Genomic DNA, 18,547 nt, shown 5'->3' with positions numbered 1-18,547 from the left:
TACGTAGCTGATAACATTTTACCATAGTAACTACGAATTGTATCTTTTTTTCCTTAAAACGTAGCGTACACGTTGTAATACACAGTATCGCTATAGGTTCCAGGACTCACGGAATAATCAACTTTTGCTTTGAATGTAATTGTAACAACATCATTTGTCGCCTCTGCTGTTTGTGTTACAACGTCGGTCCACGATGTTGAAACAGCCCCCCAGCCAGTGGTGGTTGCATTAGTATGACTATAGTTTGTTTCTACGGTTGTCGCTTCTCCTGTTCTTGTTGCGGACAGCCCATAGCCTGTTGCAGTACCTGCAACACTGCCATCTGCCACGGTAGCTGATGTAACAATACCCGTACCACCGGTTCCGGTAAGCGACGATGCATAAAGACCTCCTGTGCCATTGCCTGGAACACCCGTGCCATTGCCTGTTCCATGGATGCGGAATACATAGCCGGTTGGCGCATTCGTATCAATTGTCACCGACCCACCACTTGCAGTGCCGACTGTATCTTGAGTAAGTGTAAGTGAAGCGCTGGGCGCGGATATAGTAGCAGTGAGATAGGGACTCACAGTTCCTGAAGCTCCGGCAGTATCATCACTAACAGTAGTAAGAACCATACTGCCGGAATCTGTGGCTGCTACAGCAGCACCTTGGGTAATAGTGATCGTTTTAGATCCCGCTGATGGATTTGTGATAGTACCAGCAGTACCCGTACCACTGCCCATATGAGCTGCGGTGCCTCCGTAGATATAGAATATTTGAGCACCTACCGCATCGGTTGTAGCGCCTGTACACTTTCTAAAACCGATTTCTCTGACGCTACCAGTACTGTCGTTCACAGTTTGGGCTACTGCCACAATGACACCAGATCCGCATGTTGGAAAATCGCCAGTTTCCAATGCCGTATCGACAACTGCATTAACAGCCGTGACGGCAGAATCGGCCGTAGTAAAACCATCATACCTAAAATCATCAGTTGACCAAGTTGATGTTGCGCCACCTGCTAAAAAGCCTGCTTCGAACTTAAAAATAATCGTATTTGCAGCTGCTTCATTCCATGCGGTTGCAGTTGTTATGGTAAACGTATGGTCAGAGGTAACGGTTTCCTGAATGCGTGACATCTGATCCTTCATTGATGTAATGACGGCCGCATGCGCTGCCATAGGGGCAAGCGAGGAAAACACTAAGCCAGTCGATGCTGTGAACATCGCTGCTTTTGAAACAAACCGGAGGAATTTTTGTTTCATATTTTGGTTGACTAAAACTCTTAATCAAAGAAGAGTTCCTATAATTTAAGAACTCCTCCTTTTCTAATAAAACACCAGTAGACAAGTTTCTATTTTTTCAGTGCACTAGACGATGAAACTGCACGTTTAATAAGCAGTACAAGTATAACAATGATAATTAAGGCAATAATAAGCCAGAGAACAAGAAGTCCTGCGGGCATAACCCATAGTTCAATACTTGCTGCTTTTGTACCTGCACCACCAAGATCTGCACTGAACATTGCCGTATATTTCCCAAATGCAAATTCTCCTACCCAGTCAAAATCATACTGACGCGTACTGCCCGGTAAAATATTACCACCTGCATCTTGAGTTTTAATTGGCAATTCCGCAACGGTACTGCCAAACATATTTTTGATTACCACAGCACCCGTAGGCCTAAAGTGTCTATTGCCACCGTTATGCAATCGTGCAAAAAATTTCACCGGCAACTTATCGAAATTTGTTTTTCCACTCTCGGTCTTAAAACTTACAATATCTGCTTTTTCAATAGATTCACCTGCAATATCAAGCGCGACATTCACCGTCAACTGAGGAACAATTGCCGCACCGGAACCCGATGGTGTTGTTGCTGGCTGACTCAATGAAATCGCAGCATAGTGCCCGCCGGGCGGCGCATTTTGAGGAACAGTGACAATAAACCGTATATCTTTTTTTTCACCCGGTTGAAGCAAAATGGTTTCATCGAGCTTTATCCAATTTGCTAATGTAGAATTTTGTGTAGGTGCAACAATACTGGCAAAACCTTTTTCATCACTAACACTTGGAACGGCTTCATAGATTGTTGGTGTAAGAGTCAGAGGTGACTGTTCATTATTGACGACCTGAAAGAAACCTGCAACCGGCTCCCCGGGAAGAGTTGAAAGTTCAACAACAGTAGGGGCTATTCTTAGAGCAAGAGCTTGAGTAGCAAAGAGAAAACTAAACAACATTGAAACAAAAGCGAGACAAAGCAATCGAGTTAGTTTCATATTAAGCATGGGATTATAGGTTATGGTCTAAGGTGCTTTAATGCTTTAAAACGTAGCGTACACGTTGTAATACACAGTATCGCTATAGGTTCCAGGACTCACGGAATAATCAACTTTTGCTTTGAATGTAATTGTAACAACATCATTTGTCGCCTCTGCTGTTTGTGTTACAACGTCGGTCCACGATGTTGAAACAGCCCCCCAGCCAGTGGTGGTTGCATTAGTATGACTATAGTTTGTTTCTACGGTTGTCGCTTCTCCTGTTCTTGTTGCGGACAGCCCATAGCCTGTTGCAGTACCTGCAACACTGCCATCTGCCACGGTAGCTGATGTAACAATACCCGTACCACCGGTTCCGGTAAGCGACGATGCATAAAGACCTCCTGTGCCATTGCCTGGAACACCCGTGCCATTGCCTGTTCCATGGATGCGGAATACATAGCCGGTTGGCGCATTCGTATCAATTGTCACCGACCCACCACTTGCAGTGCCGACTGTATCTTGAGTAAGTGTAAGTGAAGCGCTGGGCGCGGATATAGTAGCAGTGAGATAGGGACTCACAGTTCCTGAAGCTCCGGCAGTATCATCACTAACAGTAGTAAGAACCATACTGCCGGAATCTGTGGCTGCTACAGCAGCACCTTGGGTAATAGTGATCGTTTTAGATCCCGCTGATGGATTTGTGATAGTACCAGCAGTACCCGTACCACTGCCCATATGAGCTGCGGTGCCTCCGTAGATATAGAATATTTGAGCACCTACCGCATCGGTTGTAGCGCCTGTACACTTTCTAAAACCGATTTCTCTGACGCTACCAGTACTGTCGTTCACAGTTTGGGCTACTGCCACAATGACACCAGATCCGCATGTTGGAAAATCGCCAGTTTCCAATGCCGTATCGACAACTGCATTAACAGCCGTGACGGCAGAATCGGCCGTAGTAAAACCATCATACCTAAAATCATCAGTTGACCAAGTTGATGTTGCGCCACCTGCTAAAAAGCCTGCTTCGAACTTAAAAATAATCGTATTTGCAGCTGCTTCATTCCATGCGGTTGCAGTTGTTATGGTAAACGTATGGTCAGAGGTAACGGTTTCCTGAATGCGTGACATCTGATCCTTCATTGATGTAATGACGGCCGCATGCGCTGCCATAGGGGCAAGCGAGGAAAACACTAAGCCAGTCGATGCTGTGAACATCGCTGCTTTTGAAACAAACCGGAGGAATTTTTGTTTCATATTTTGGTTGACTAAAATTAAATAACTAAATTAAAAATATTAAAAAATATGAGTTTTTAAAAAACTTCTCAATGCTTTTTCCACATAACAATATAATTATAGCACATAATTAAAAGGAATAAAAGTAGAGGTTGTTGATTAGTAGTAAAATCATAGGATCAACACACATCGTATGGCAGTTCAATATTTTCAATATGTCGTATGGTTGAAGCAGTATCCCGGTATTCGATAGCAATAATATCGAAACGTATATAGGGGGAATGCCTATGTCTATGATGTAAATAAGACTTAATTGCTTTCGCAATTCTTCGCAGTTTTTCACAACTCACCGCTTCTTCGGGATAGCCGAATCTCTTCGCGGTGCGTAACTTTACCTCAACAAAAACAATATCATTACCATCCTGTGCAATGATATCTATTTCGCCTCCACGAATCCTGTAGTTCTTTTCTAGAATTGAATAATTCTTTTGTTTCAAAAACTCACATGCAAGCTGCTCTCCGAAAGCACCCAGTGCATAGGCTGTTGCGACCATATAGGCGTCACATTATGCGCCGCTTTTTTTGGGCAAATATTTCTCCAAGCGTTGTCTTTCTGCAAGTTTCACCTTAAAATCGGTATATTCGATCATATAGAACCGAACTATAACGTATATCCAGATGATCAAACCCAATAGCCAGAGGAGAACCCACCCGCGAGCCGCAAGAATAGGGATACCTTCAAGTGCAAAGAATGTCCATATGATACCCAGTGATCCCATTGTTAAGAGGAGGCTTTGAATAAGATCATAGAGCTTTTTATCAGCCTTTGTGAGTTGGCGCTTATTCTGAGCTGCATACACGCGTAGGGCTATTTTAGAAGCAATCAAAAGGAGAAAAAACAGCAGAAACCCTAGAGCAAAGGCCTTGCTGAGGGGTGTTGGGCGTATCGACAGCCAAAAACCAATATCTGTAAGTTTAGTAACATTAATCATACTTTTTTGAATATAAGGGCATAGTGGTAGGGTCCCGCTTCAAAACCATTTACAAATTGTAAGCCGAGCGGTATTGCAAGTGTCATCACTGTATCTTGGGAAACGCGGTGCGTCAATGGTGGTCCAAAGGGGGTTGCAATCATTTTCCAATCGATAACAATAAACGATGCTCCGGATTTGAGTATGCGCGCTGATTCTTTCAAAATCGATTCATGATTAGTGTTTTGAAACAACACGTTAATGAGCATAGCAAAATCGCATGATGCGTCTGATATATCAGCCTTCCCTACTTTTTCAAGATCCGACCAAACAAGCGTAACATTATCTATATTTTGAAATTTCATGTTTGATTCTACTACCTGAAGCACGTTTTTCTGTATATCTACGGCAAATACCCTGCCATTCTTCCCAACTGCACGAGCAAGAGGGGCAATAAATAGTCCGGAACCGCCACAACCAAGGTCCGCCACTGTCCAACCCTCATGAATTGAAAGCTTTGATACGATACCCTGTGCATCCAGCACTGAGGTACCTCCTTTGAGCATGGGTTCAAACATATATACTGTAATTAGTTGTTATTATAAAATCTACTTAGTCTCGGATAATTATAGCACAGTTAAAATGCAATTATCACTAAAGAAATGCTTTAATAGGTCGGTACGATCGCCTATGCACAGGGGAAATTCCATATTCTGCTAGGGCTTTGACGTGGCGTGCGGTCCCATACCCCTTATGGAGATCAAAACCGTACTCTTGATACCTCTGACCCAGCTCTGTCATATATGCATCTCTCTCAACTTTAGCAACAATAGATGCAGCTGAAATAATCGGCATGATGCGGTCACCCTTGATGATATATTCATGTTCTACCCCTAACGTGCACATACGCCGACCATCAATCCAAAATTTAGAGGACTCTCCTATGGGCAAATCTCGCAGCACTTTTTTTACAAGACGCTGAATGGTTCTTGCAAATCCCCTTGATAACCCAAGCGAATCAATATCATCAGATGAAAGATACTCGACATGAATGATTGCGTTTTCTCGTATAACTGCTTCTGCTCGCTTTCGCTGGTCAGCAGTCATGAGTTTAGAATCTCTGATGACGATTTTTTTGAAGTCCTTCCTATCTACAGATGATGGAAAACCAACGGCTGCAAAAACAATTGGCCCAGCCCAAGAACCCCTTCCAACTTCATCAATTCCTATCTGAATCATTTTTGTATACAGTTCTATAACGAACGACTAAATTTTAGTGTTCCTTATGAGATAGTTTATCAGTAATTGCCTTGAAACCATCAACAAATTCGATTGGTAGTACAAATATCGTTGATTTTTCTGAAGCTTCTATTGTTGTAAGTGTACGAAGCGATAATCCACCACGAACTGATGTGAGATTTTCCGCCGCTTTTTTCATATTTTCTGATGCTGTAAGTTCACCTTCTGCTCGAATAATTACCGCCCTGCGTTCTCGTTCGGCCTCTGCCTGCTGTGCCATCAAACGCTTCATATCTGATGGGAGTTCTATGTCTTGAATTTTTATGGAACTCACCTTGATCCCCCAACCGGATATTTCCTTCTCCACAATCTGTTCAATTGCATCTGAGATCTTATCCCGCTCTGAAAGCAATACATCAAGCTCAACGCCACCGATCACATCACGAAGCGCTGCCTGAGCATACTGAGAAATTGCATATGTATAATTTTTAACTTCTAAGACGGCTTTTTCCGGCTGCAAGACGCTAAAGTAAACAACGCCATTAATATATGCCGGTACATTATCCTTGGTTATAACCTCTTGCTTAGGTATATCTATTGTCGTAAGACGTAGATCAACAACTAGCATGGTCTGAATGCCCGGAAATATCCAGGTAAGGCCGGCATTTCGCGTGCCTGAATATCGTCCAAGCGTTAAAATAATGCCCTTTTCATACTGATTAAGAACCCTAAAACCCATAATTATAAGGGCTATAACGGCCAGTATTCCCCAAAAAATGAAGCTTGCCATAGAACTAATGGTTATGACTAATAAGACATTTTTTCAAATGGGCCAGGAAGGATTCGCCTACAAGTCTCGCCTCGCCGTCGCTTCGGCGAGCTCGCAGGACGCCCCTCGCGGTTTGGCGTGCTCGCCAAACATCGCTGCGGTCTTCGAATCCTCACGCAGTCCGAAGCAGTTCGGACTGCTCTGTCCACTCGAATTACTCATGGGCCAGGAAGGATTCGAACCTTCGACCGTTCGGATATAAGCCGAATGCTCTAACCAGCTGAGCTACTGGCCCGTTAGACTAAATGTATTATCATTAGTATATTCAGTATAATGGATTGGGTCAAATATTGTGCGTTTGCTCCAATATGATAAAATGAAGATAAAGTAGCCTTAAAAAGTAGAGGTTAAGTTTTATTTACTATGCCTGATGAACTGCAAAAAACATATTCTCCACAAGACATAGAGGATACTATCTATAAGCGGTGGGAAGAGTCTGGTTTTTTTAATCCTGATGCATTACCAGACCGAGAGACCCCGTTTAGTATTATGATGCCTCCGCCTAATGCCACGGGTGTACTCCATACTGGGCATTCGCTTGGCCTTGTTCTTCAGGACTTAATGATTCGTTACCATAGAATGATTGGCGATAGAACGCTCTGGCTTCCCGGCACTGATCATGCATCAATTGCCACTCAAAATAAAGTGGAAAAACTACTCGCCGTAGAAGGCATAACCCGGCATGACTTAGGAAGGGAGGAATTTATCAAAAGAGTAACTGCTTATGTGGAACAATCCCGTTCAACCATAAGAAATCAGATACGTAAGATGGGAGCTAGTTGCGACTGGAGTAGGGAGCGCTATACCCTTGATGAAGGCCTTTCGCATGCAGTAAATGAGCTCTTTGTTCGAATGTATAACGATGGCCTTATTTACCGTGGATTTAGGATAGTCAATTGGTGCCCTCGATGCACATCAACACTCGCAGATGACGAGGTAAAGCACCGCGATGTCCAGGGAATGCTTTATTTTATCAAGTATCCCATGCATGATGGCGGTGATGCAATCACTATTGCGACCACCAGGCCGGAAACAATGCTTGGCGATACTGCTGTTGCTGTGAATCCTACTGATACCCGATGGTCGCAATTTGCCGGAAGAACAGTGCGCCTACCCCTTGTAGGCCGTGAAATTGTAGTCATTGCAGATCCTTATGTTGATAAGGATTTTGGGAGTGGTGCGCTCAAAGTGACACCAAGCCACGACCTCAATGACTTTGAACTTGGTAAAAAGTACCATCTGGAGTTTGTTAAGATTCTCGATGAACATGGGGCTATTACTCTTGTGGACATTCTCAAAGAGGGTCTTGATACGTCGCAAATCAACCAGTTTAAGGGTATGGATCGGTTTGATGCGCGCGAGCGTATTGTGACCGAACTTGAGGCACAGGGTTTACTCGAAAAAAAGGAGGAGTACCACCATGCTGTAGCCATCTGCTACCGATGTGACACTGTCATAGAACCGTTGATTTCCCACCAATGGTTTGTTGCTGTTGATAAAAAAATCCAACGATACAATGCCTCGCTCAAAGAGCTTGCTCTCGATACGGTTGCTTCCAAGAAAACTCAGATCGTGCCAAAGCGCTTCGAAAAAACTTACAATGCGTGGATTACCAACCTGAAGGACTGGTGTATCTCACGACAAATCTGGTTTGGACACCAACTCCCCGTGTGGTATTGCACCAAGCAGAAAGGTGGTTGTGGAGAAACAATCGTCTCAGTAACGCCAACTCAAGCATGTACAGCATGTAAAAAAGAAGTGCTTATTCGCGATGAAGACACACTTGATACGTGGTTTTCGGCAGGACAGTGGACTTTCGCGACGCTTGGCTGGCCGAATGCAATACATACTGATAAACATGGAATATCAAAAAAAACCGGCGACCTGGCCACATTCCACCCGACGTCAGTGCTTGAAACAGCATATGATATTATCTTTTTCTGGGTTGCTCGCATGATTATCCTCACGCGCTATGCCCTTGGAGAGCAGCCCTTTGATACCGTCTATCTTCATGGACTTGTGTTGGATGCGGAAGGGAAAAAGATGAGTAAATCAAAAGAAGAGCAGAGCATCGACCCTTTGAAATTCATAGTATCCCATGGCACTGACGCACTGCGCATGGCTCTTCTGATTGGTACCACTCCGGGAAACAATCTTAAGCTAGGAAAGGAAAAAATTGAACGGAATCGGAACCTTGTTAACAAGCTCTGGAATGTGAGCCGCTTCATTCTTACGCCAATACAGCAGGGAGAACATAAAAAGCACGACCATACAAACATTGCTTTGACGCTTGCTGATCGCTGGATTATCAGCAGACTCAACCGCACCATAGCTGACGTTACGGCAGATATCGACCAGTATCGTTTTGCACAGGCTGCACAGCGCCTTACCGATTTCACATGGAATGAGCTTGCCGATTGGTATATTGAGATATCTAAAATCGAACAAGGAAAACATGATCTCCTTGTGCATCTCCTTGAAACACTTCTTTCCCTCTGGCATCCGTTTATGCCCTATGTTACTGAGCATATCTATCAGCATCTCACGCCTGCAATCATTGAAATAGAAAGTAGATCGCGCTTTCATATCAAACGAGAACTCAAGTCAACTCTTCTCATGATCCATCCATGGCCAAGCGTGGACACAAAACATATTGACACCAAAAGCGAGGCTGCGTTTTCTGTACTAATGGCGATTGTCCAAGCAATCCGGAATGCTCGAGCAGAAAACACCATAGCTCCTGCACAAAAAATTCAGGCAGTCTTTTTTACGCCACTGACGAACTTTATTGAGTCGAATATTACCATAATCAAGTATCTTGCACGACTCGATATTGTTACTATACTTAGTGAAGGGGATCGCCCAACAAATGCTATTTACATAAAAGAGGGTGATATTGATATCTACTTACCACTTGGACTCTTAAAGCGTGAAGAAGAGCGGGAACGGCTCGAAAAAGACATCGCTTCACTTAATCCCGCAATTGAAAGACTTGAACAACAGCTTTCGAACAAGGATTTCCTCGTCCGCGCGCCAGAACATATCGTGAAACACGAACAGGTGAAACTCGAGGAATATAAGACAAAACGCGGCAAGATTGAAGAACAACTTCGCACGTTTGCATAAATATATGAAAAAACAAGATCAAATCAATGAACTCCTCTCGCGTGGCGTTGCTGAAGTTATCGGACGTGAAGAGCTCGAAAAAAAACTCAAGAGTAAAAAACTTCGCATAAAGCTTGGCATAGATCCCACGAGCCCCAATCTGCATATCGGACGCGCAGTTGCACTTCTTAAACTCCGTGACTTTCAGCAGCTTGGACATACGATTGTACTGATCATTGGAGATTTTACGGGTGTGATCGGCGACACATCAGATAAAGATAGTGAGCGTCCCATGCTTTCGCCTGCAGTGGTGAAAAAAAATCTCGCAACCTATAGAGAACAGGCATCAAAGATCCTTGATATGAGCAAGGTTGAATTTCAGTTTAATTCGAAGTGGCTGAAAAAACTTGGGTTCTGGGAAATTTGCGAACAGGCGGATGTATTTTCCTTGGCTGAATTTATCGCTCGCGAAAACGTTGCGAAACGCCTTAATAATGGGACGAGAATTTCTCTGCGTGAAGTGCTCTATCCGCTTATGCAAGGATACGACAGTGTTGTTGTCAAAAGCGACGTCGAAGTAGGTGGTACCGACCAGCGATTTAATATGCTTGCGGGCCGCGATCTGCAACGCCACTACGGCCAAGGAGCACAGAGTGTAGTAACTGTGAATCTTATTACCGGCACCGATGGACGAAAGATGAGTTCAAGTTGGGGTAATACCATCAATCTCACCGACACTCCCGATGACATGTATGGCAAAGTCATGAGTATTCCCGATGAACTCATTATTCCCTATCTCATTCATTGCACGCGTGTACCATTGAATGACGTAAGCGCTTTTGAAAAAAATATGCAATCCAACGCCGCCAACCCGCGCGATATTAAGATGATCTTGGCGCGCGAAATCGTAACGCTCTATCACGGAACAAGCAAGGCCCTACGTGCGGAAGAATCTTTTGTGCAGCTTTTTCAGAAAAAACAAATCCCTGAATCGCTGCCAACACTACGCATCAGCCATGCTCACATACCCCTTGCTGATCTTCTCATTGAAGCAAGATTAGCATCAAGCAAAACAGAGGCGCGCCGCCTTATCGGTCAGCGCTCGGTGAGTATTAATGATGTGTTGATTGACGATGTCCACCACGAGACCATAATTCCGCAAGATGGTATCATACTAAAAAAGGGGAAGCGGCACTTTGTAAAAGTCGTTACCAAATAACCATTATGCTTCTGATCATTATAGTAAGCACCTACGCCCTACTGCTCGCGGTATGGGCTCTGTTCAGCCTCATCATCATTTTCCATATACTGAAATATATTCCTATTTCACTAACGGGGTGGCTTATGATTATCATTTATTTCTTAGCAGCTACAAGCATCCTTGGGTGGACATGGGGCGCGGTAGCTCCACTTATTGATTTCAATGAGTTTTCCTTTCCTGTCTTTTCTACTCCCCAATCTTTTTAACCCTCTATGCTCCCCCTCCTATTTGAAAAAACAATTCTAAAAGTGCGGTCACATCCCATTGTGCTTTTTTTTGCAGTGCTGCCACATATCATTCTCCTGATTGCTCCCCCCGTCGCCATATTTCTTATGGGATTGTTCGGCATCAGTATTCAGCTGCCGGAAACGGAATACACACAGCTTATTACAGCACTCATCGGCAGCCTCTACTACCTCTATATCACACTCTTTATTTTCTATACGCTGTTTGATTATTTCCTTGATTTGTGGATCATTACCGACCATCACATCATTAACGTCGAACAACAATCCATGTTTATGCGAACAGTATCCAAAGAAGAACTCGATCGCATACAGGATGTTACATCGGAAATCAAAGGATTATTCGGTACGATTTTTAACTATGGCAATGTCATAGTCCAAACAGCCGGCGCACAAGAACATTTTGTATTTGAAAATGTACCTGCACCACAGACAATTGTTGATGTCATTTTGCGGAGCGTAAACAGCCGCAAACAAGAACTTATTGAACATCTTGGAACAGAAGCAAGCGCAAATACTCGGCAAGGGCTGTAGGTACGCTACGCTACGGATTTATTCATCTTGCCAATTTTTTGCTTCAAGGCCGGCGCGCGCTGCATCCATTTGCGCTTCTTGCTTACTCGACCCCTGCCCGCTTGCTACAAGCTCGTCGCCCAAAAACACACCGACTCGAAACCATTTTGCATGGTCAGGACCTTTTTCTTCGAGCACATCATAGCGTGGCGTCACGCGCATTCTTTCTTGTGCAAGTTCTTGGAATTTACTCTTAGGATCCACATCGAGCCGCTGCGCCAAAATATTCGGCAGCTGAACAAGTACGAATTTTTTAATAAATTTTTCTGCTGTTTTGTAGCCACGATCAAGATACATGGCACCAATAAGCGCCTCAAGTGCATTGGTAAGGATATAGCTCCTCGCTTTACTTGACGTATCTTTTGATTCTCCTTTGCTCAAGTAGAGCAGGGGTTCCACGTTCAGCTCGCGTGAAATCTTTGCAAGCATTTTGCTATTCACAAGGCTTGCGCGCCAGCTCGTCATATCGCCTTCGGTTGCATGGGGAAAGTTTACAAACAAAAAATCAGTAACGACCAATTCGAGCACTGCATCGCCAAGATACTCCAGCCGCTCATTGTGTCCAAGATGAAATGAAGGATTCTCATTCAAATACGATCGGTGTACAAGAGCTTGTCGTAATAAGTCTTGGTTTTTGAACTTTACGCCGATGCGTTTTTGTAACTGGACAAAATCATTATCTTGCATACTATTCTTCCCCATCAACTTCATCTCCCTCTTGTTCTGTTTCTGTTTCATCCTTTTTTTCGTCTTGTGCAGCTTCTTTTGCTGCTTCTTTTTGTTTTTTCTTTTCTTCGTACACGGCTGCGAGGCGTTCTTCTTTTGCAGCAATATCATCGGCAACATGTTTGTAAATCGAACCAAGAACGCCATTTACAAACTTTGATGATGACGCACCTCCATAAGCTTTTGCGAGTTCGATGGATTCATTGATAGCAACACGCGCAGGAATATCTTGGTCGTATACCATTTCATAAATGCCCATGCGTAAAATATTTCTATCAATGGTCGTGATTTGATCGATGGGCCACTCCGGAGCATAGTGGATAATCAGCTCGTCGATAGCATCAATGTGATCAACAACACCATTTACAATTTTTTTTGCAAAACCTTCGTCGTCAAAATCGGGTGCAAATTCGGAAAAATTATACTCCAGGACTTCAGGGAGCATTACCGGGTCCTTTCCTCGAAAATCCCATTCATAGAGGGATTGGACCGCCAGTGTTCGAGATGTGTACCGATTAGACATAAGAAGGAACAAATAGTCTTAGGGTGAACTGTTATGAAGCCTTTGGACTTTCTTTTGCGGCAGATTTCTTTTCTTTTGTAGCTGAGGTATTTTCGCTTTTCGTTTTGACGCCCTTTGTCTTCATTGGAATAATGTCGCGACCCTTATAGGAACCGCAATAGGGGCATACGCGATGTGGTAAAATAGGTTTTTTGCATTGCGGACATTCTTTCAATGTCTTTGGTTTTAGAGCAAAGTGTGCCGCTCGGCGGCGTTTTGACGATCGTGACAAGCGTTTACCGGGTAATCCCATACTGTTATAAACGTTTAGTAATAGTAAAAACCAACTAGAGCATTTTTCATACTCCTTATAATTATAGCACTTTTCTTATACTTTGCAAGTGCTGGGGTATTGGAGAGAAAAAAAGAGCCCACTAAGCAGGGCTGTAATAGGCGAGTCGGGCAGAGCTTTCCCGAAAACTTATTTGTATCTCACATGATTGTTTGTCATCATCTTTTCCAACCAGAATGAGCATTTCTTCGGCTCTATCACCACCATGCGGATCGTGTTCCCAGCGGCATCCGTTACAAGAAAATTCAATGCCCTTAATACTGCCGTTATCGGAGTATGAGAGCGTGAGGGGTTCGCGAATGATTTTTCCGCCTGCTGTTGGGAAGGGGAAAAGGGCATTTTTAATCTCTGTGATGGTAAAAAAATGCACAATGCGATATGTCTTAGTTCCAGTATCACTACTCATGGTGAATGTACACGCGCCAACTCTACCACACCCGCGACTCCTGTCAAGTCTTGACGGGACACAATTTCGCACATACACTAACGCCATGTACCTTAAGTGCTCATGACCAAAAGATTATCAGATCAGGAATTGCTCAACCAAGACTTACGCACGCTCTATCCGAATGAAGACCTCTATCATACGCTCTTCCAAAATGGCGAATACAATGCCATTCATAGGATACTCACAGCGCGGAATCATAACGAAAAAGAAGAATTAGATCGACTGCAAGAAAATCAAAAGAAAGGCAGGGTAGATTCCTCCCTTACCAAACGCTATGAACAGAGCGCAAGAGTAGACCGCTTTCTCAAAGATCTTTTTAACTTCATGAGCAGCCTGCACTGCAAACCCCACTAGAGGGTTTTTCTTTTACATGATTGTTACGGACGCAATTTTATCTCCGCTTTCTTTGAAGCGCATAAGGCGCACCCCTTGCGTATCGCGTCCTAATTTTGGAACAGTGTTGAGCTTAAAGCGGATCACTTGCCCATTGGAAGAAATGCTCAATAGGTCGCCGGCGGTATTTTCTGGCAACACAGCAGGGATAACCGATGCCATCACAATAGCACCGGTCTTACCGGTAATGTGGGCGGTTTTAATACCGGACCCTCCGCGATTTTGTATTTTATACTCTTTCAATGGCGATTGCTTGCCAAAACCATTTTCCATCACCACCATTACATGCGCCCCTTTTTCTCCAGCTGCCACAACATCCATACCAACAACAACATCATTGCGTTTAAGCTTCATGCCGCGTACGCCAGCCGCCGTGCGCCCCATCGGACGGACGGTTGATTCTTTGAAATGAATCGACTGACCGGCGGCGGATACAAGAATAATCTCATCAGTTCCTGTTGTGGGCTTAACCCATTCCAAGAAATCTTCTTCTTTCAATTTTAAGGCAATAAGACCCGATCGGCGTACTTGAGTAAAATCTGTAATGTCTGTTTTTTTGATCAATCCATGCTTGGTCGCCATCACAAGGTATTTGTATTTTTTGATATCTGCAAGCGAGATAACGGCTGATACTTTTTCTCCTGTTCCAAGCTGGAGAAAGTTAACGAGCGCCTGCCCCTTGGATGTGCGTGATGTAACGGGCACATCATAGGCTTTGAGCTGGAACACGCGGCCCCGAGTGGTAAAAAACAAAAGATCGTTATGTGTCATGCAGCGGAATAAATTTTCTACAATATCTTCTTCTTTTGTGGTAAGCCCTACGACACCTTTGCCGCCACGAGCTTGCAGCTTGAATGTATCAGGAGGGAGACGTTTAATATATCCATCTTGGGTAAGGACGATGAGCGCCTGTTCATTGGGAATAAGGTCTTCGGTGCTAATCATATCCACGCCGGATTTTACAATACGCGTTTTGCGTTCGTCTGCGTAAGAATCCCGTATTTCTTTGATCTCATCTTTTATCACTGACATCACTTTTTTTGGTGAGGCGAGAATCGATTCAAGTTCTTTAATCAACGCTTTCTTTTCTTTGAGCTCTTGCTCTATTTTCATGCGCTCTAAGTTGGCAAGCTGTGAGAGTCGCATTTCGAGAATTGCAATCGTCTGACGCTCACTGAGCCTGAATTGCTTCATGAGATTTACCTTGGCGGCATCTTTATCGCGCGATTGCTTGATTGTTTTGATAATCTTGTCAATCTGTTCAAGCGCAATATGCAATCCCTCCAAAATATGTGCGCGTTCTTGTGCCCGATCAAGATCGAACTGCGTGCGTTTTACAACGACATCGCGGCGATGCTTAAGAAACTCATCAAGAACCGCCTTGAGGTTCAACGTGCGCGGCTGAATACCATCGACAAGCGCTAAAACATTAAAATGGAACGTATCTTGCAGTTGGGTGTACTTAAATAATTGGTTGAGAATTTTCTTAGGGTAGGTATCTTTTTTTAGTTCTATGACTACGCGAACTTCGCCCTTGCTCGATTCGTCGCGCAGATCTCTGATGCCCTCTATTTTTTTCTCGCGCACAAGATCAGCTATTTTTTCCAAAACGCTTGCTTTATTTACCTGAAAGGGGACTTCACTAATAATAATCTGACTCATGCCATTTTTTGTTTCGGTAATGTCTGTTTTTGCGCGTATCACAACGCCGCCGCGCCCAGTGGCGTATGCTTGCTTAATTGCTTTGATGTCATAGATAATGCCGCCGGTGGGAAAATCAGGGCCTTTGACAAATTCAGTAAGATCATCAACGGAACATTGTTTACAATCAATAAGATGGGTAAGCGCATCGCACAATTCCCCAAGATTATGGGGCGGAATGCTTGTTGCCATGCCAACGGCAATGCCAACCGTGCCGTTCAACAGAAGGTTTGGAATGCGGGATGGCAGCACAAGTGGCTCTGTTTGTGTTGCATCGTAATTGGGAGCAAACTGAACTGTCTGTTTCTCAATATCCGTAAGCATTTCTTCTGCAATCTTTGCAAGTTTTGCCTCAGTATAACGCATTGCTGCTGCTGAATCCCCGTCCATTGAGCCAAAATTGCCCTGACCGGCGACAAGCTGGTAGCGCATTGCAAAATCCTGCGCCATGCGCACCATCGCATCATAGACAGGCGTATCGCCATGGGGGTGAAAGTTACCCAATACCTCACCGACAACCGCTGCCGATTTGCGAAACTTCCCTCCAGCCTTCAACCCAAGTTTCCACATGACATACAAAATACGCCGATGAACCGGCTTGAGGCCATCACGCACATCAGGTAATGCACGTGAAATAATAACAGACATGGCGTAATCGAGATACGCCTCTTGCATTTCATCAACAATATTGCGATTAACGATGGTGCCGATGGGATTCAGATCCAGAAGCTGTTGTTGTTGTTTATTTTTTGACATACTGGTAGGTATTATTTTTTTTATCGAGCTCTTGAAGGACATTATTCGCATCGGCGCGAATAACAATTTGCGAAAGATCCGACGTTTTTTGAAGTATAATGGTTTGTGAAAGAGTCATTGTTTCTTGGGGTTTCAATGCGCGCAAAGCATACCGTTTACCGTCAACATCAAGCTGTGTCGGCGTACTTGAAGCAATCCCGCCATTTGAGACAGTAATATCTTTGATACATATGCCACGCGCCTGTTCACGAGGAACAGTAGTGAGTACACCATCGAGCCTACGGCAATATTCCATCGAACCGACATCAATCATGAGATCGGGCCACCTGGGTATGCCGTCTTCAGCTTTTGTGTATTGGCCAATATGGCACTTCTCTTTACTAAACAACAGGGCATGGCACTCGCTTCCATCAGTGAACGAGCACACGCCGTAGAGAGAATTATTAATCCCTGATCTCTCCGCATAGATGCCCCCCTTGCGCGTACAGTATGCTTTCGATGTAAGCGGTTTTTGCTGCAAACCGTTGACATCTGCCGTAAATTGTTCCAGTTGCTTTGAAATATCCTCAAAGCCCTTGTTGCTGAGTGGCAGTGGCTGCGGAATTTGCGCGTCCTGAGGTTTTTCCTCGCGTTGTTGTTGCTTATCAAGCGCGGTCTCGAATTCTTTTTGTATTTCTTTCAAGTTTTGCATAAATGCTCCTCCGGTGCTGTCCCCCTTTTTTCCGACTGCTTCCGAGAATCCCCAGATTGTATCAAAAAAACTTGGAAGCCATATCAATACAATTCCAGCCATACAGAGAATCACAAGCAGCCACATCAGCATATTCTTATTATTGTCGGGAATCATGGCTGTTTAGCTATGCGAGATTAAGAAGAACGATTTCTGTTTTATCTGCCGGTAAATCTTTTTTTGCAAGTTTCAGCTTGTCAATCGCTTCGACATCCTTCACGCCATATTCTTTGAGAAATACTTCAATACTATCCATTTCAGATTTACTATTAGCTGTTTTATACTGCATGGGGATGACGATTCGGGGCTCTATTTCATTGATAAGCGCAACGGCTTTTTTGGCATCAAGCACAATATGCCCACCGACAGGAATCATGAGTACATCGACATTGCCAAGCTCTTCCAGTTCTTGTTCGGTGAGTGCCCGATTGACAGCCCCCAGGTGAACAAGAGAGCATTCATCAATGCGCAACGCACTAACAAGCGTCTTTTGGTCAATGGGAAGGGTATGGACAAATACGCCGCCAATCTCGTATTCGCCAGGGTATTGAATGATAAACGGTTGTGTATCATGCGTTGGTTTAAAGCTTTCACTATTGTTGTACTCTCCGCGTTGAGTGCTGATAATGCCAATATCCGCAGCAATCCTCGGCGACCGCCAGCCAAGAGAGGTATCATAGGGATCAATAGCAAGAATACTATCGTTTAATGAGCTTTGAATCTTAAAACAACTATGTCCGTACCAATGGATAATCATAAATCTTTTGCAAAATTAAAACTTTGAGCAAGCACCCATTTCACACTGATTGTAGCATAAATATTCTCATCGCGCAATGGAAGCGCCCCGCCCCTTGTCTCAAAAAATCAGTAATGATACAATGAAATACTTTATAAGAATCTATGTATATATCAATCGTCGGAACGGGGTATGTAGGGCTCACAACAGGTGTCTGCTTGGCTGATTTCGGCCATACCGTTACTTGTGTGGATATTGACACAGAAAAAATTGCGCAGCTTCAGAGCGGATCATCGCCGTTGTTTGAAACAGGGCTCGAAGAGCTGATGAAAAAAAATAGCGCAGAGAATCGCTTGTTTTTCACAACGGATGTTGTTCGGGGAATACAGAATGCGGATGTTGTTTTTTTTGCCGTTCCGACTCCCGAAGGTGAGTACGGCAAAGCAGATCTTTCTATGCTTTTTGATGCTGTCCGCAGTTGCGTACCAAGCGCAAAAAATGATGC

At 44.0% G+C, this 18,547-nt stretch carries 20 protein-coding genes, 1 tRNA gene and 1 pseudogene; 6 read left to right on the top strand and 16 right to left on the bottom strand.

What is annotated here, in order from left to right:
* Window positions 1-53 precede the first annotated feature (53 nt).
* From AAB400_01115 to AAB400_01075, 9 genes are all read right to left on the bottom strand, one after another.
* Window positions 54-1,247, bottom strand: coding sequence for a hypothetical protein (locus AAB400_01115; protein MEK7648496.1), 1,194 nt, complete (start codon window positions 1,245-1,247; stop codon window positions 54-56).
* 89 nt (window positions 1,248-1,336) lie between these two features.
* Window positions 1,337-2,257, bottom strand: coding sequence for a hypothetical protein (locus tag AAB400_01110; GenBank protein MEK7648495.1), 921 nt, complete (start codon window positions 2,255-2,257; stop codon window positions 1,337-1,339).
* A 45-nt stretch (window positions 2,258-2,302) separates the two neighbouring features.
* On the bottom strand, window positions 2,303-3,496 hold the full coding sequence (locus tag AAB400_01105; protein ID MEK7648494.1) for a hypothetical protein: 1,194 nt from the start codon (window positions 3,494-3,496) through the stop codon (window positions 2,303-2,305).
* Between the two features lie 158 nt (window positions 3,497-3,654).
* Window positions 3,655-4,029 (bottom strand): YraN family protein, encoded by a 375-nt coding sequence (locus tag AAB400_01100; protein ID MEK7648493.1) that lies wholly within the window; start codon window positions 4,027-4,029, stop codon window positions 3,655-3,657.
* A 12-nt stretch (window positions 4,030-4,041) separates the two neighbouring features.
* Window positions 4,042-4,467, bottom strand: coding sequence for a hypothetical protein (locus AAB400_01095; GenBank protein MEK7648492.1), 426 nt, complete (start codon window positions 4,465-4,467; stop codon window positions 4,042-4,044).
* Window positions 4,464-5,024 carry a class I SAM-dependent methyltransferase gene (locus AAB400_01090; protein MEK7648491.1) on the bottom strand — a complete coding sequence of 187 codons (561 nt, stop codon included), beginning with the start codon at window positions 5,022-5,024 and terminating at the stop codon, window positions 4,464-4,466. The genes AAB400_01095 and AAB400_01090 overlap by 4 nt, the downstream gene beginning before the upstream one ends.
* 76 nt (window positions 5,025-5,100) lie before the next feature.
* Window positions 5,101-5,685 (bottom strand): ribonuclease HII, encoded by a 585-nt coding sequence (locus AAB400_01085; GenBank protein ID MEK7648490.1) that lies wholly within the window; start codon window positions 5,683-5,685, stop codon window positions 5,101-5,103.
* Window positions 5,686-5,719: 34 nt separating this feature from the next.
* Entirely contained in the window at window positions 5,720-6,475 is a 756-nt protein-coding gene (locus AAB400_01080; GenBank protein ID MEK7648489.1) for a slipin family protein, read from the bottom strand.
* A 200-nt stretch (window positions 6,476-6,675) separates the two neighbouring features.
* Window positions 6,676-6,749, bottom strand: a tRNA-Ile gene (locus AAB400_01075).
* Window positions 6,750-6,877: 128 nt separating this feature from the next.
* On the opposite strand from AAB400_01075, the gene AAB400_01070 reads away from it, so the two are divergent.
* Genes AAB400_01070 through AAB400_01055 form a run of 4 tightly spaced genes read left to right on the top strand, consistent with a single transcriptional unit; the run spans window position 6,878 to window position 11,659 of the window.
* A complete protein-coding gene (locus AAB400_01070; GenBank protein ID MEK7648488.1) occupies window positions 6,878-9,640 on the top strand; it encodes a valine--tRNA ligase in 2,763 nt (920 codons plus the stop codon).
* Window positions 9,641-9,644: 4 nt separating this feature from the next.
* Window positions 9,645-10,838 carry a tyrosine--tRNA ligase gene (tyrS, locus tag AAB400_01065; protein ID MEK7648487.1) on the top strand — a complete coding sequence of 398 codons (1,194 nt, stop codon included), beginning with the start codon at window positions 9,645-9,647 and terminating at the stop codon, window positions 10,836-10,838.
* Between the two features lie 5 nt (window positions 10,839-10,843).
* The gene (locus AAB400_01060) at window positions 10,844-11,086 is read left to right on the top strand and encodes a hypothetical protein (protein ID MEK7648486.1); all 243 of its coding nucleotides are present in this window, start codon (window positions 10,844-10,846) and stop codon (window positions 11,084-11,086) included.
* A 6-nt stretch (window positions 11,087-11,092) separates the two neighbouring features.
* The gene (locus tag AAB400_01055; protein MEK7648485.1) at window positions 11,093-11,659 is read left to right on the top strand and encodes a hypothetical protein; all 567 of its coding nucleotides are present in this window, start codon (window positions 11,093-11,095) and stop codon (window positions 11,657-11,659) included.
* Window positions 11,660-11,677: 18 nt separating this feature from the next.
* On the opposite strand, the gene rnc is transcribed toward AAB400_01055, so the two are convergent.
* The 4 genes and pseudogenes from rnc to AAB400_01035 all read right to left on the bottom strand — a co-directional run bounded on the left by rnc (window position 11,678) and on the right by AAB400_01035 (window position 13,684).
* A complete protein-coding gene (gene rnc / locus AAB400_01050) occupies window positions 11,678-12,385 on the bottom strand; it encodes a ribonuclease III (GenBank protein MEK7648484.1) in 708 nt (235 codons plus the stop codon).
* A 1-nt stretch (window position 12,386) separates the two neighbouring features.
* Entirely contained in the window at window positions 12,387-12,947 is a 561-nt protein-coding gene (gene nusB, locus AAB400_01045; GenBank protein MEK7648483.1) for a transcription antitermination factor NusB, read from the bottom strand.
* A 139-nt stretch (window positions 12,948-13,086) separates the two neighbouring features.
* Window positions 13,087-13,239, bottom strand: a pseudogene (rpmF, locus tag AAB400_01040) (50S ribosomal protein L32).
* A gap of 121 nt (window positions 13,240-13,360) precedes the next feature.
* Entirely contained in the window at window positions 13,361-13,684 is a 324-nt protein-coding gene (locus tag AAB400_01035) for a hypothetical protein (protein MEK7648482.1), read from the bottom strand.
* A gap of 102 nt (window positions 13,685-13,786) precedes the next feature.
* On the opposite strand from AAB400_01035, the gene AAB400_01030 reads away from it, so the two are divergent.
* On the top strand, window positions 13,787-14,080 hold the full coding sequence (locus tag AAB400_01030; protein ID MEK7648481.1) for a hypothetical protein: 294 nt from the start codon (window positions 13,787-13,789) through the stop codon (window positions 14,078-14,080).
* A gap of 12 nt (window positions 14,081-14,092) precedes the next feature.
* On the opposite strand, the gene gyrA is transcribed toward AAB400_01030, so the two are convergent.
* From gyrA to AAB400_01015, 3 genes are read right to left on the bottom strand one after another with little or no spacing between them, the layout of a single operon-like run.
* Complete coding sequence (gene gyrA, locus AAB400_01025) at window positions 14,093-16,576, bottom strand: DNA gyrase subunit A (protein MEK7648480.1); 2,484 nt, start codon at window positions 16,574-16,576, stop codon at window positions 14,093-14,095.
* Complete coding sequence (locus AAB400_01020; protein ID MEK7648479.1) at window positions 16,563-17,399, bottom strand: CARDB domain-containing protein; 837 nt, start codon at window positions 17,397-17,399, stop codon at window positions 16,563-16,565. Before AAB400_01020 ends, gyrA begins: the two co-directional genes overlap by 14 nt.
* Before the next feature lie 34 nt (window positions 17,400-17,433).
* The gene (locus AAB400_01015; protein ID MEK7648478.1) at window positions 17,434-18,063 is read right to left on the bottom strand and encodes an MBL fold metallo-hydrolase; all 630 of its coding nucleotides are present in this window, start codon (window positions 18,061-18,063) and stop codon (window positions 17,434-17,436) included.
* A gap of 143 nt (window positions 18,064-18,206) precedes the next feature.
* Between AAB400_01015 and AAB400_01010 the strand changes: the two genes are divergently transcribed.
* The coding region (locus AAB400_01010) for a 3-hydroxyacyl-CoA dehydrogenase NAD-binding domain-containing protein (GenBank protein ID MEK7648477.1) at window positions 18,207-18,547 on the top strand (341 nt) is incomplete at its 3' end.

Source organism: Patescibacteria group bacterium (assembly GCA_038065255.1).
GTDB lineage: Bacteria > Patescibacteriota > Patescibacteriia > JACQRZ01 > JACQRZ01 > JBBTRI01.
This window is presented reverse-complemented; position numbering and strand designations above follow the sequence as displayed.